At 40.9% G+C, this 13,639-nt stretch carries 11 protein-coding genes; 8 read left to right on the top strand and 3 right to left on the bottom strand.

Annotated elements, in window-relative coordinates; genetic code table 11:
- Nucleotides 1-9 precede the first annotated feature (9 nt).
- Nucleotides 10-1,611, top strand: a complete 1,602-nt coding sequence (locus tag EO113_RS06605; RefSeq protein WP_127135873.1) for a glycosyltransferase family 39 protein — start codon at nt 10-12, stop codon at nt 1,609-1,611.
- A 10-nt stretch (nt 1,612-1,621) separates the two neighbouring features.
- On the top strand, nt 1,622-2,329 hold the full coding sequence (locus EO113_RS06600) for a uracil-DNA glycosylase (RefSeq protein WP_127135872.1): 708 nt from the start codon (nt 1,622-1,624) through the stop codon (nt 2,327-2,329).
- A gap of 437 nt (nt 2,330-2,766) precedes the next feature.
- On the opposite strand, the gene bioF is transcribed toward EO113_RS06600, so the two are convergent.
- The 3 genes from bioF to EO113_RS06585 are packed head-to-tail and all read right to left on the bottom strand — an operon-like array spanning nt 2,767 to nt 5,176.
- On the bottom strand, nt 2,767-3,927 hold the full coding sequence (gene bioF, locus EO113_RS06595) for an 8-amino-7-oxononanoate synthase (protein ID WP_127135871.1): 1,161 nt from the start codon (nt 3,925-3,927) through the stop codon (nt 2,767-2,769).
- On the bottom strand, nt 3,920-4,675 hold the full coding sequence (locus EO113_RS06590) for a 6-carboxyhexanoate--CoA ligase (RefSeq protein WP_127135870.1): 756 nt from the start codon (nt 4,673-4,675) through the stop codon (nt 3,920-3,922). Before EO113_RS06590 ends, bioF begins: the two co-directional genes overlap by 8 nt.
- A gap of 6 nt (nt 4,676-4,681) precedes the next feature.
- Nucleotides 4,682-5,176: a hypothetical protein gene (locus EO113_RS06585; protein ID WP_127135869.1), complete on the bottom strand. Its 495-nt coding sequence runs from the start codon at nt 5,174-5,176 to the stop codon at nt 4,682-4,684.
- A gap of 427 nt (nt 5,177-5,603) precedes the next feature.
- On the opposite strand from EO113_RS06585, the gene EO113_RS06580 reads away from it, so the two are divergent.
- The 6 genes from EO113_RS06580 (at nt 5,604) to EO113_RS06555 (ending at nt 13,620) form a co-directional block, all read left to right on the top strand.
- Nucleotides 5,604-7,523: a ribonuclease J gene (locus tag EO113_RS06580; RefSeq protein ID WP_127135868.1), complete on the top strand. Its 1,920-nt coding sequence runs from the start codon at nt 5,604-5,606 to the stop codon at nt 7,521-7,523.
- Nucleotides 7,524-7,627: 104 nt separating this feature from the next.
- Nucleotides 7,628-8,575, top strand: a complete 948-nt coding sequence (locus tag EO113_RS06575; protein WP_009353182.1) for a YybS family protein — start codon at nt 7,628-7,630, stop codon at nt 8,573-8,575.
- A 16-nt stretch (nt 8,576-8,591) separates the two neighbouring features.
- The gene (locus EO113_RS06570) at nt 8,592-10,616 is read left to right on the top strand and encodes a DHH family phosphoesterase (protein ID WP_127135867.1); all 2,025 of its coding nucleotides are present in this window, start codon (nt 8,592-8,594) and stop codon (nt 10,614-10,616) included.
- The gene (gene rplI / locus EO113_RS06565) at nt 10,613-11,059 is read left to right on the top strand and encodes a 50S ribosomal protein L9 (RefSeq protein ID WP_009353218.1); all 447 of its coding nucleotides are present in this window, start codon (nt 10,613-10,615) and stop codon (nt 11,057-11,059) included. Before EO113_RS06570 ends, rplI begins: the two co-directional genes overlap by 4 nt.
- A gap of 65 nt (nt 11,060-11,124) precedes the next feature.
- A complete protein-coding gene (gene dnaB / locus EO113_RS06560; RefSeq protein WP_127135866.1) occupies nt 11,125-12,477 on the top strand; it encodes a replicative DNA helicase in 1,353 nt (450 codons plus the stop codon).
- Between the two features lie 18 nt (nt 12,478-12,495).
- Complete coding sequence (locus EO113_RS06555; RefSeq protein WP_127135865.1) at nt 12,496-13,620, top strand: M48 family metalloprotease; 1,125 nt, start codon at nt 12,496-12,498, stop codon at nt 13,618-13,620.
- The last annotated feature ends 19 nt before the right edge of the window (nt 13,621-13,639 follow it).

The raw sequence follows: 13,639 nt of genomic DNA, 5'->3' as shown, positions 1-13,639 counted from the left end.
GAGATGCTTATGAAATTACATCGTGTAACCTATGTAGTATTTCTCTTTTTCTTAGGAGTTTATGTACTAGGGAACCATCTATTACCAGTGTCGGATCCAGTAGAGTCGAATTACGCTTTAACCGCAAAAGAGATGGTCCTTTCCGGAGATTGGTTGTCCCCACAAATTTATGGGCACTATTGGTTTGATAAACCAATTATGATTTATTGGCTATTGAGTTTGTCCTATTCTGTATTCGGCATGACAGATTTTGCAGCTCGTTTTCCATCAGGTCTTTTTGGGGCTTTATCAGTGGCTATGGTTTACCAAGGGGTGCGCACCCTAACAGGGCAACGATTAGGCGCTTTGTTATCAGCATTCATATTAGGCACATCTCTCATCGTATGGATCATTGCCCATGGTATCATCACAGATATGGTGTTGTTATTTGCCACGGTAGGTACCTTTTATTACGCCTATCGTGGGCTACTAGTTAAGAATCCATGGCATATGGCAGTAGCCTATGGCTTTGCGGGTATTGCAGTGTTGACAAAAGGCCCTGTAGGGCTGGTATTACCGGGATTGTTGTTCCTGATTTATGCAGGGGTTAAACGATCTTGGTCTATGGTGAAAGCTTTATTTCCATGGCAAGGTATCCTCATACTCTTAGCTATAGTCTTGCCTTGGTATGGATATATGTACCATACTCACGGTATGGAATTTATCAATGGGTTTTTAGGACTTCATAATGTAACGAGAGCGACCCAATCTGAACATCCTGAGGTAAACCATTGGTGGTATTATCTACCTATTTTCCTAGGAGGCTCTCTCCCTTGGACGGGAGCCATTTTATACGGTATGTATCGGGGTTGGAAAACAAGAACTGATGCCTATCTATATACCATGATTATGGGATGGGGAACAATTTTGTTCTATACAATGATGGCCACGAAATATCCAACCTATGCTTTTATTTCGGTGATTCCTTTTAGTCTATTAGGGGCTTATGGGGTGATTTCTTTGAAAGATGCCAGTCACCGTGCTTGGTGGTGGCTATTAGGACCGACTTTAGTGTTATGGTGGGCTCTTGGGGTTGGAACATTCTTTGCACCTTGGGGCTTTTGGTGGATTCTTCGAGCTGTTGTCGTAGTCCTTACCTTATTTCTAGGTGGGTGTTATTGGTATCGGAAACGATTGATGATGCCTTTCACAGTGGGGATGGGTACCTTGGTAGTACTAGGTATTGTGCTTATGGAAGGGTTGGTACCATTCTTGGGCTTGCGTTCTTCTGTGACCTATCATGAACAGATACGCAGCTTTCATGGACCTGTGTATTATTATGGGGAATATGCGGCGTCAGTGCCGTATTATTTAGATGTGACACCCGTGCGAGTAGAGCCTAGTCCAGAACGATTGGCGAAGTATAATGTACAGCGCAGTGCGAAGTGGAACGGTAAGAATGTGATGCCTCAAATTGAGGAACAAGAGTTATTTAAACGCTTGCAATCTGGGGAACGGATGCTCATAATTACCAATAAAAATTATGGTAAAGAATTAGAGGAATCTTCAGTAGGTCAATATTTAGAACGTGATGAAAGTAGTTCTAAGGTAGTACTATTGCATTCCAAATAGTGAGGTATCTATGTCAGTAGAACGATTGATGCGACAATTAAAAGGATTTTCTAGTCCTCATGTGTATAATCCTTGGAATGATTTTGATGAACGCTATGATACTAATCAGAGAGCGAGCTCCATTCGGAGAAAACAGTTACAAGCCTATTTGGAGCAGCGATTAGATCGCGCCAAAATTCTTATCATTGCAGAAGCGGTGGGCTATCAAGGAGGGCGATTTACAGGGATTGCCATGACCTGTGAAAGAATGCTCTTAGGGCATCACCCTACGGTAACCCCATCTATGGTGCTTACTGGATTGGAGCCGAAACGAACTAGTAATCCAAAGAGCGAGTATATTATAAAACCGACACAAAAAGAAAAGGGCTTTAATGAGCCTACTGATTCTGTGGTGTGGAATGCCATGTTAGAAGCTAATATAGACCCTTATGAAGTGGTGTTGTGGAACATTTTTCCATTTCATCCCTTTAAAGGAATAGATGGCTTGACGAACCGGACTCCTACAAAGCAAGAATTAGACTTAGGGTGGACCTATACGAAACAGCTCTTAGATTTGTTCCCTAGGGCACAGATCCTTGGAGTGGGTCAAAAAGCGAGTCTTACACTCAGTGACTATGGTATAGATGTACAAGCAACCTTGCGCCATCCAGCCAATGGAGGAGCGGGGCTGTATAAGCAGCAGTTTCGGGAATTTCTTGAGGAAAAGCTGAAAGCTTAATAGGTAATACAAAAAAGTGAAAAGCCGCAGCGCTTCTAAAAAGACGAAAAGCCGCAGCGCTTCTAAAAACAGACCTACGCTAATGTTTTTAGTAAGCACTACGGCTTTTCTTGGCGGAAATGGAATTATGAAAAAAACTGGGTTTTCTTGGTGTAGGTTCTTTGATTACAGTGATATAATTTAATGGTAAAATTAGTTGGTGAGGACTCACCAAATTGGTATCATTAAGTGCGTTTATGTTAGACTTGTTCATATTTATACTATATTAACGAAAAGGGGCTACGGGCCCCTTTGGTTTATTAAAAATATAAAAAGAGGAAAGTGGATGCTGTGTGCTTCGCTTTCCTCTTTTGTATGTTGTGGTATATTTTGTAAAGAGTATAGTTTTTATATGAGTCATCGTTGCTTTCGACAAGTGCTCCATACAGGGTTGGTCATTATATTACTTTACGTGTTGGCAAGTGCTGCAATACTTGGATGACTTTATCTAATTCTTGTTGTGTGTGTGCGGAGGTGACGGTTAAGCGTAATCGCCCTGTATTGATAGGTACAGTAGGTGGACGTATACCACTGAGGATAATCCCTTCTCGTTCACATAGGAGGCTAGCTTCTAATGTGTCTTCGTTGGAACCGATGATAATAGGGAAAATTGGTGTGTCATCACTGCTAGGGATTCCTAGCGCTTGCAAGGCTTTGTGCATATATTTTGTATTGCTTCGCAGGTTTTGATACACACTTGGATCCTCTGCTAATACTTCTAGGGCACCGATGCTGGCTCCAATGTCAGCAGGGGACAAAGCGGTGGCAAAGATGAAGGGACGACTGTGGTTAATGATATAGTCGATGATGGTTTGGCTACCGCAGACGTATCCTCCGATGGACCCTAAGGCTTTACTCATAGTGCCAGTGGTGATGATACGTGGGTTTTCACAGTGAAAGTGATGCGCTGTGCCACGGCCCTCACCGATGACGCCAGTAGCATGAGCATCATCCACAATCAGTAGGGCATCGTACCGTTCTGCAAGTTCCAATAGTTCAGGTAAGGGTGCTATATCCCCATCCATGCTGAACACTCCATCAGTGATGATAAAACGCATACCATAGTGCTTAGATTGGCTTAATGAGGATTCTAGACCTGCCAGATCCTTGTGAGGGTAGACTTGTACTTTAGCGCCACTGAGACGACATCCGTCGATGAGGCTAGCGTGATTCAATTCATCACTAAAAATAATATCTCCTTTATGAACTAGGGCAGAGATTGTTCCTAGATTTGCCATAAACCCAGTTGTGAAAGTGAGTGTCTTTTCACAGTCTTTCCACTGTGCAAGACGGTGCTCTAGTTCTTGAAATAAAGGGAAAGAACCAGAGGTAAGGCGAGCGCCACCAGAACCGGTGCCATAGTGTTGGATGGCCTGTAAGGCGCGATCTTTCACGTGGGGATGATGGGTTAAGCCTAGGTAATTATTTGATGCCATCATCAGATAGGTGGAACCTTCATACATAACATGAGTAGCATCGATAGGAGTATAGGTGCGAGGAGAACGAAATTGTGATTCCTCTTGGCGCTTGACTAAGGCTTCGGAGTATCGATTAAACATGGTGAATCCCTTTCGTTGTGACCCACGTAGGAGTGGATGTAAAATACTGTATTACTTCTTCTATCGGTGCATCGTCAGTGATAAAGAAGGCACGACCACCGATAGGACTACCATAGACTTTCATAGGGCTTAACCGATGGTAGGTAGTGCCATAGGACACATAGCCTGTCGTATACTCTGGATCATCGGACCAACATAGTTCACCTAGTACGTAAGGCGATGCGAGGACCTTGCTTGCTAGGATGAGAGCCTCCCTAGAATGGATGGAAGAACAACCATAATATTGCAAATGGTAGTGTATGTCTGCATCTGATTCGGCATCCATACGAGACACGCGTACTGTTTGGGGGTATACCTCACCAGTAGTAGCATTGACGAGCCAAGCACCACTTATAGTTTTTGTGTTTTGGCTGAGTTTGATAAAAGCCTTTTGAATCGCCTGTTCATGGATCTGTGCTTGTTGTAATAGTTGGGTAGCTACCCGATGAGAGTCCTCGATTGTTTCTGATTCTGTAGTAGCCACCATGAGAGCAGGGACTTTCACGATGGAGTCATCAGGAATCTCATCAATTTGTAAATTGATAAAATCTGGACGACCTTTGCTGTGTTGTAATGCTCGTTGTAAAAATTCTTCTGAAATGCGTGATAAGGATTCTAAAGAGACGAGACGTTCAGCTCCTGAAATATGAGAACCGCCTTGTTCATGAGGGCCTCCCTTAGCAGCGCGCATACGAATGCTATAGACCATGAGAGACTAACCTTGATGTACTTTCAATGTAGTAGCCAAGCGTGGTAGACGTCGCAAGATACTATAGAAGATAGGGCTTACAATGACTGTGAAAATCATGCCAGGTACTGCCATCATAAGCATAGGAATGACCATTTTGCCAAAGGATAAACCAATAGTGATACGGGCGATAGCAGACGCAATAGGACCAGAGATAAGAATAGACCACATGCGATTTTTGCCAATCCATAAAATGAGTCCTACGATGAGGCGGAATTGCATGGCAATGGCAACGTTTAATAAGTTTTGTGTGCCTAATACAAGACCAATCAAACTAGAAAGACAGCCGCAGATGATGTACTTGCGGAATCCGAAGGCAGCGCAAATTGCTACCGCTAAAGGAGCAGATAGTTGGAACTCTACACCGGGAATTAAGTTGGGAATTTTGATGCCTCCTAGAATTGTCATCATCGCCGTTAAGATAGCGATCTCTGCAATTGTGTGAATACTTACATTTTTCATTTTGTGACCTCCTATTGTAAACTTTCAAAAACCTTACTTCGTTTACATTATAAAACGCAATTGCATATAGTGCAATATTCAATTGCAAATTTTATGGATTAGGGAGAGGCGCCTTAGTTGCTTAGGGTGGATTTTCTATAGTATAATAAAGGTAATTATTTTGATCGGCTTATGAACCTTATGGGTTCCCAAATGTTTCACAGTAGAAGTATGTATAGAGGGTATATGCTTTGCTGTGTAGAAGAATGTGACATAGATAGTGAGAAAGGTTTCTCACAGTGTTTTGCTGTATGAATACGAACAGAAATAGATACTTATTTGTGCTTACATGCCGATACATGCTTAACCATCTGAGGGTGGGATTATATAGTCTTGGACTATGGTAGTATGTATAGACAGTACGACTATAGTCCTGTAGGAGGAAATTTTGAATATACAAGAAGAAAGAACAAATATAGCTGCACCGGTAGGTGAAGCTACGCAACAACGACCACGTTCTACAACACGTACACGCCGCACGACGGGTCAAAATCGTCGTACCACTGTGAAAGCTGAGGGGGAACGTACCAGTCGTCCGCGTCCACAAGGCGATAATGGCGAGCGCCGTCAATCTAATCGTGGTCCGCGTAAACCACAACGTGCCAATACAACTGTGGAAAAACATGAACAAATAAATCGTTCCCATGCGCGAAAAGATAAATTGCAAATCATTCCATTAGGTGGCCTAGGTGAGATCGGTAAAAACATGACCATTTTCCAATATGGCGATGATATTGTCGTGTTAGATGCGGGATTAGCATTCCCAGAAAATGACATGTTAGGGGTAGATATTGTAATCCCTGATATGAGTTATTTAATCGAGCATAAAGATAAAGTACGTGCTGTGGTGATTACTCATGGTCATGAAGACCACATTGGATCCTTGGCGTATTTATTAAAAGAAGTGAACGTACCTGTGTATGCTACGAACTTAGTATGTGGCTTGATTGAAGGTAAGTTAAAAGAACATCATGTAAAAGCTAAAAAATTACAAGTTGTAAAAGCTGGTGATGAATTTAAAATTGGCTGCTTCAAAGTGGGCTTTATCCAAACAAATCACTCTATTCCAGATGCATGTGCCATCTTTTTAGAAACTCCAGTAGGTACTGTGGTACATACGGGGGACTTCAAAGTGGATCAAACTCCTGTAGATGGGAAATTGATGGACGTTCACAAGTTTGCAGAACTTGGTAACAAAGGCGTATTGGCGCTTATGTCTGACTCCACTAATGTGGAAAAGCCAGGGTTCACTCCATCTGAAAGTTCTGTAGGACCAGCGATTATGCGTGCTATCGCAGAAGCTACGGGTCGTGTTATTTTAGCTACTTTTGCATCTAATGTGTCCCGATTGCAACAAGCTATTGATGCAGCGGTAGCCACAAAACGTAAAGTAGTGGTATTAGGTCGTTCCATGGTAAATGTTACAGAAATCGCTCAAGAGCGTGGTTATTTAACAGTGCCAGAAGGAACTATCATCGGTGATGATGAAATGAATCGCTATCGTGCTGATGAAATTATGATCTTAACAACGGGGTCTCAAGGGGAACCAATGGCAGGTCTATCTCGTATGTCTACAAACAATCACCGTACCGTAGAGATTACACCAAATGATACTGTTATCATCTCCGCTACACCAATTCCAGGTAATGAAGCGGCCGTAGGACGTACCATCGATAACTTATTGCGCCAAGGTGCTCATGTAGTATACGGCAAGGATCGTGGTATTCACGTATCTGGTCATGGTAGCCAAGAAGATTTAAAAACTATGTTGAATTTGGTGAGACCTAAATTCTTTATCCCAGTTCATGGTGAATACCGCATGTTGAAAAAACATGGTGAACTGGCTGTGTCCATGGGGATTGTAAAACCTAGCAATGTCTTGGTAGGTGATAATGGACAAATTTTTGAGTTTACTACTCGTACAGGTCGTTTAGCAGGTCGTGTGCCAGCTGGTAAAGTCTTTGTGGATGGATTAGGTGTAGGCGATGTAGGTAACATCGTTATCCGTGATCGTCAGCAATTAGCGCAAGAAGGTATGGTTGTGGTTGTTATGGCAATGGACCGTGCTTCTGGTACGATTGTAGCGGGACCAGATATGTTATCTCGTGGCTTTGTGTATGTTCGTGATGCGGAAGAATTATTAAGTGAAGCACAACGTCGTGTAGATGCAGCAGTAGAGAAATGTGAAATGGATCATATCAAAGATTGGACAACGATCAAAACTGTGGTGCGTGACACATTAGGAAAATTCTTCTATGAAAAAACACGTCGTCGCCCAATGATTCTACCAATCATTCAAGACGTATAGAGAATATGATATAATAGGCATATGACGAAAGTCATATGTCTATTTATTCTATTAGCATAGAACTATGTTGAACCTTTGGGGAAAATATAGTGTGGAGTTAGTATATGAATCAAACAAGTACAAAGTCCGTCGTAGAGTCTGGTATCTTAACGGCATTGATGATTGTCTTTGCCATGATAGGTCTCAGTGTACCTATGCTTGGATTTTTTGGATCTATTTTTGTGCCTATGACGATTGCCATTGTAGGTGTACGTCATGGTTTTCGCTGGAGCCTATTATCTGTTGTATCAGCGATTATAGCCATTGCCTTTTTATTAGGACCTTTGACGGCCATAGTAGAAGGGGGAGTCTTTGGTGTGATTGGTATTTTAATCGGTTATGGATTAAGCAAGCACTGGTCGATTTCTAAATTGTTGATGATTCCTGCTGTGGTATTAATGCTAGCAGTAGTAGTTCAGTTTTGGGCATCCGCTTTGGTGATGCAGGTAAGTCCTACAGAGATGTGGTCATCTTTGGAAGAACAAATTACAGTATCCATGCAAGATATGTATGTGCAGCAGGGGCTTTCAGAGGAACAAGTGACAACGGCGATGATCGCCTTACAAGATCAAATTGAAATCATGAAAAAAGTATTGATTGCAGGTTTATTTTGCTCTGGTGTGGCTATTTCTTATATTATCAATCGTCTTACGTATATTGTGCTCAGTCGTATCGGTACTTACCATATTCCTGAAATGCCTACTATTAAAGGTTGGCGTGTACCAGATTGGGCATTACATATCTTTTTAGTGGGTGTTATTTCTTATTTTGTGAAACAATATATTCCGCTCCTTGAATATGTAGGCTATAATTTGATGTACTTAGGTGGTATAATGCTATTTATACGAGGTATATCTTGTGCTTGGCGTATTAGTAAAAGTTATCATCCACCGAAGTTTGTACCGTGGATTGTACTAGGTTTATTTATTATGATGTCACAGTCCGCCGCTATATTAGGAGCTCTAGATGTGTTCTTGCACCTAGAGGAACGATGGGGCAGACGAAGTGAGTGAAATTAGAGGAGGTAGTATGGATATACAAACTGAATACAGTTCTATTGAAATTACTGCTGCCGTTCTCATTCTTATCTTATTAGGTATTATTTTCTATTTGAATTGGCAACTAGCCATGTTGGCTTGTATAGTGGTAATCGCTGCGTATTTGTACGTGGGACGTACCATTCGAAGAGGACGACATTTTAGAAAAGCTCAATTTGACTGTATGGCGAAAGGAATTACGCAGGCCTCGACCTTTGCGCTACAAAACTTGCCAGTAGGTATTGTCATCATCGATGAACATAATGTTATCTGCTGGAGTAATAGCGTATTTAGAGATTGGTTGCCCAGTGATTCTGATAAAACAATGAAATTAAGTGGATTTATTCCTACCTTGCGGATTGATAAATATTGGGGCAAGTCTGGGTTCTTTCACGAGGAAATTGATGGTAAGTATTATCGCGTACTTTACAAAACCTTGGTAGCACCAAAGTCTAACTATTCTGATGTAAAGAGTGATGAATTAGAGTCTTATATGGCATTTTACTTTGATGATATTACAGATATTGAAGCAGAAAAACATAAGGCTATTTCTATGCTGCCAGCTCTTGGTTTCATTGCTATGGATAATATTGAAGATTTGCGTTCTGGCTTGAGCGATATTGAATATACGCAATTATGGTCTGATATGAATCGCTTGATTGTAACGGAAATTGACAGACATGACGGATTTATACGAAATGCTACAGAAGATACGTATACCTTCAGTATTAGTAAAGCAGCTATGTTGCAGATGATGGAGTCGAAGTTTAGCATATTAGATAAAATTCGGGCCTTAACGACATCGAAACATATTCCTCCAACTATCAGTATGGGCATTGCTTTAACAGAAGATACTGTGAAAGTACAAGGGGAAAAGGCAAAATCAGCCTTAGAAATCGCTTTAGGGCGTGGCGGTGACCAAGTTTGTGTATATCATGGTGAGGAAGTAAAATTCTTTGGTGGGAAGTCATCAGGGAATGAAAAGAATACACGTGTTCGTGCTAGGGTGGTATCCCATGCATTACATGAGATTATGCTAGATTCTGATCGTGTGCTTGTGATGGGCCATGATCGGGAAGATTATGATAGTATTGGTGCTTCTGTAGGCGTAGCAGCGATGGCAAGAGCCCTTAATAAACCAGTGCATATTGCCTTGAGTTCACATCCTACAGCAGTTCGTAAATTAGTAGAAGTACTGGTAGAACATCCAGATTTTCAAGGTTTAATTATTGATGAAGAAGAAGCAGCTCAGTTTGTAACAGATAATACAGTTGTGATTGTGACAGATGTGCATCGTTCTGAGATGGTGGCAGCTCCATCAGCTTTGAAAAAGGCAAATCGTCGTGTTGTCATCGACCATCATAGAAGGGGTTCAGACTTTATTGAGTCTCCATTATTGACCTATTTGGAACCATCTACATCATCTACTAGTGAACTGGTAACAGAGTTAATTCAATATTTCCCAGAACATGTAGAGATTAAGCATATTGAAGCTAGTGGTTTATATGCGGGTATTGTAGTAGATACAAAAAACTTTGTGGTCCAAACAGGGGCGCGCACCTTTGAAGCAGCCTCTTTCTTGCGCCGATCAGGTGCAGATGTATCTTTAGTACGACATTTATTTATGGATAGCTTTGAAGGTATGCGTATACGTTCTGCTATGCTAGCGTCTGCAGAAGAAATAGAAAATATGGCTTTTACAGAGGCACCGCAAGATGCGAAGAATGCAACAGTGATAGCAGCTCAAACAGGTGATAAATTAATCACGCTAGAGGGTATTGAAGCTAGTTTTGTATTTTATGTATTGCCAGATGGTGGCATTGGAGTCAGTGCTAGGTCACAAGGCAAGTTAAATGTACAGTTAATTATGGAATCTGTCGGTGGCGGAGGTCATCGTACCGTGGCGGGCGCTCAGATTTACAATATGTCTATGAAAGAGGCGCGCCAATGGGTGACTGAAGTAGCCGTATCCCATATGACAGAATTACAAAGAGAAACGAAGGAGGACTTAACATGAAAGTAATTTTATTAGAAGATGTTAAAAAAGTTGGTAAACGTGGCGAAATCATAGAAGTTTCTGAAGCTTATGGTCGTAATGTGCTTATTAAAAAAGGTGTTGGCCTTGAAGGAACTCCTCAGAATTTGAACAACGCGAAACAAAAATTGGGGGCTCAAGCTCATAAAAAACAAGTGGACTCTGATGAAGCTACTGTATTGGCTAGCCAATTGTCGAAAGTATCTATTACAATCCCTGTAAAAATGGGAGATGGTGGCCGTGTATTCGGTTCTGTAACAGGTAAAGATATTTCTGATGCATTGCAAGCGCAAGTAAAAGTTGATGTAGATAAAAAGAAAATTGACTTAAAAGAGCCAATCAAAACATTGGGTACTCATGAAGTGTTAATTCGAGTGCATCCAGAAATTACAGCTAAGATTACTGTAGAAGTAGTTGCAGGTTAATAGAAAGAGGGGCTAGGCCCCTCTTTTTTGCATAAAATATGTAATTGTATATAGGGAGGGTATGTATGTCAGGACGGATACCACCGCATAGTATAGAAGCAGAACGAGCCGTACTAGGAGCTATTTTGCTCAATAAAGATGCCTTTGATGCAGTTAGCTCTATTGTAAAAGCAGAAGATTTTTACAGTGATAATCATCGAGTAATTTATGAAGCGATTGCTAGTATTGTAGGAAAAAATCAGCGAGCAGACTATGTTTTATTATCTGAAGAATTAAAAAAATCCCAAAAATTAGAGGCTGTAGGAGGTATTTTATACCTTACAAATCTTACAACAGATATTGTAGATGTATACAATGTAGAAGATCATGCAAAAATTGTGAGAGATAAAGCCCATTTGCGTAAACTTATTCATGTAGCGAATGCAGTGGAATCTATGGCTTATCGTGAAGAAGAAGAGACGGAAGATATCGTCAATCGAGCAGAACAAATGGTATTAGATGTAAGCGGTACAACCAAAGGGGAGTCATCGTTTAGTTCTATGCGAGATGTGGTGTATGAAACGATTGATCGCATCAATGAGTTACAACGGCATAAGGGGATACTGACTGGCGTATCTACGGGATTTAAAGACTTAGATAACCTAACTAGTGGCTTGCAAAAATCGGATTTAATATTAGTCGCAGCCCGTCCTTCTATGGGGAAAACGGCATTCACATTGAATATTGCTCAAAATGTAGCTATGAAATCGAAGAAAAATGTAGCTTTTTTCTCTCTAGAAATGTCTAAGACACAGCTTGTAGCTCGTGTGCTAGCAGCAGTGGCAGGCATTAACTCTGGACGAATCCGGAATGGTCAATTGAGTCAGGAAGACTGGGGAAAAGCGATTAGTGCTTTGAATGATTTAGCAGAAGCTCCCTTATATATTGATGATACTTCAGGTTTGACGCCACAGTTAATGAAGAAAAAGTTGCGCCGTTTAATTCAAGAACATGGTGAACTAGGCCTTGTGGTAGTGGACTATATTCAGCTTATGGAAAATGGCGGTAAAAAAATGGCAGATAATCGCCAACAAGAAGTATCTGCCATTTCTCGACAATTAAAAATTATGGCGCGAGAATTTAATGTGCCATTGATTGCCTTGTCACAGTTAAGTCGTGGCGTTGAAAGCCGGGCAGATAAAACTCCGATGCTAAGTGATTTGCGTGAATCTGGGTCCTTGGAACAAGACGCTGATATAGTAGCTTTTTTGAATCGTGAAAACTATCAAGATACAGAAGATACTAGTGATGGTGTAGAAACACAAGTTATCATCCGTAAGCATCGTAATGGTGAGTTAGGGATTGTAAAATTATGGTTTGAAGGGGCATATACACGATTTAGAGATCTGGCGTATCGTGAAGATGACCCTGGTATATAGAAGAAGGAGGGAGAACTAATGAAAGAGACTTGGAAACATATGCTGTGTGCAGCAGTGTTGACTATGGGTATTACATCTACAGGAATACTTACAGTAGAAGCTCATGGATTGTGGGAGGCTCTTGGTAAAAGTGTATTAGGAGGCATTTCTGTGCATCAACATTTGAGTGATCTAGACAATACAGAAAAAGGTCAACAAGAAATGTTGGAAAAAACAAAAGACCGTACAGGCGTTTATGATAATTACGCCTATCAAATGCGGGCGAAGCGTATTGTGGATGAGCTTTCTAAATCCCCTCATGTAAAACGTAGCTATGTGGTGTATGTGAATCCAGATGAAGATTTCAATGCATTTATGACCTTTGGTCGAGTTATGTCTATTAACAAAGGCACTATGGATTTACTAGATGATGATGCTTTAGCGGCAGTAATTGGTCACGAGTTAAGCCACGGTGAGCATAAAGATTTAGTAAATGGAGCCAAGAAAAGTAGTATTTTATCTACCGTTATTGGAGCGGCTACCTTTAATTCAGGAGATTTAGGTCAAATTGCGGCGGGACTTACTGGAAAATATTTAGATAGCCAAGTATTTACGATGTCTCAAGAGAAAAATGCTGATGATCTAGGTTTTAGCATCTTAGCAGATTCTTCATATAATGTAGGTGGTGCAGCTCTTGCCATGGAAGTGATTAAAAATAAATACGGTGATACCTATCGTGAGGGATTTGGTAAAATTTTAAATCCTAATGACCATCCCAAAACATCGCAACGAGTATTGGACAATTTACAACGCTTATATGCATACTCTGGAAATCATGTAAACGTAGAACAACAATCCGTAATGATCAATGGAAAACCTGTGTATGAAGGTACTCCCAAAGGTAATTATACGGCGCCTATGCGAGCTTATTTAGTAGCTGGTAAACTAGCTAGACTATATCACGATAATACTATTGGTGGTGCTCGTGTAGATGGCTCTACAGTGGCTATTGGTTCTACTAATATTGTGACTATGCCAACCTATGAGGCAGCCTTTCATATAGCAAAACAAATGAATGCAGCTATTAGTGATGAGTCTGGTGTAGTAGCAGATAATAATAAAAAAGACAAAAAGGACAAAAAAGATAAAAAAGATAAGAAATAAAGAGTACATAAAACTAACC

Origin of the sequence: Veillonella sp. 3913 (assembly GCF_003992235.1) — a bacterium.
GTDB lineage: Bacteria > Bacillota > Negativicutes > Veillonellales > Veillonellaceae > F0422.
The sequence above is the reverse complement of the archived record's forward strand: the minus strand, read 5'-3'. Positions and strand labels throughout refer to the sequence as shown.

Bases quoted from the DNA above. Each gene is read 5' to 3' on its own strand.
- EO113_RS06605 (WP_127135873.1), top strand. From the start codon at position 10: ATGAAATTACATCGTGTAACCTATGTAGTATTTCTCTTTTTCTTAGGA.
- EO113_RS06590 (WP_127135870.1), bottom strand. From the start codon at position 4,675: ATGGTCTATAGCATTCGTATGCGCGCTGCTAAGGGAGGCCCTCATGAA.
- dnaB (WP_127135866.1), top strand. From the start codon at position 11,125: ATGTCAGGACGGATACCACCGCATAGTATAGAAGCAGAACGAGCCGTA.
- EO113_RS06600 (WP_127135872.1), top strand. From the start codon at position 1,622: ATGTCAGTAGAACGATTGATGCGACAATTAAAAGGATTTTCTAGTCCT.
- rplI (WP_009353218.1), top strand. From the start codon at position 10,613: ATGAAAGTAATTTTATTAGAAGATGTTAAAAAAGTTGGTAAACGTGGC.
- bioF (WP_127135871.1), bottom strand. From the start codon at position 3,927: ATGTTTAATCGATACTCCGAAGCCTTAGTCAAGCGCCAAGAGGAATCA.
- EO113_RS06575 (WP_009353182.1), top strand. From the start codon at position 7,628: ATGAATCAAACAAGTACAAAGTCCGTCGTAGAGTCTGGTATCTTAACG.
- EO113_RS06555 (WP_127135865.1), top strand. From the start codon at position 12,496: ATGAAAGAGACTTGGAAACATATGCTGTGTGCAGCAGTGTTGACTATG.
- EO113_RS06570 (WP_127135867.1), top strand. From the start codon at position 8,592: ATGGATATACAAACTGAATACAGTTCTATTGAAATTACTGCTGCCGTT.
- EO113_RS06585 (WP_127135869.1), bottom strand. From the start codon at position 5,176: ATGAAAAATGTAAGTATTCACACAATTGCAGAGATCGCTATCTTAACG.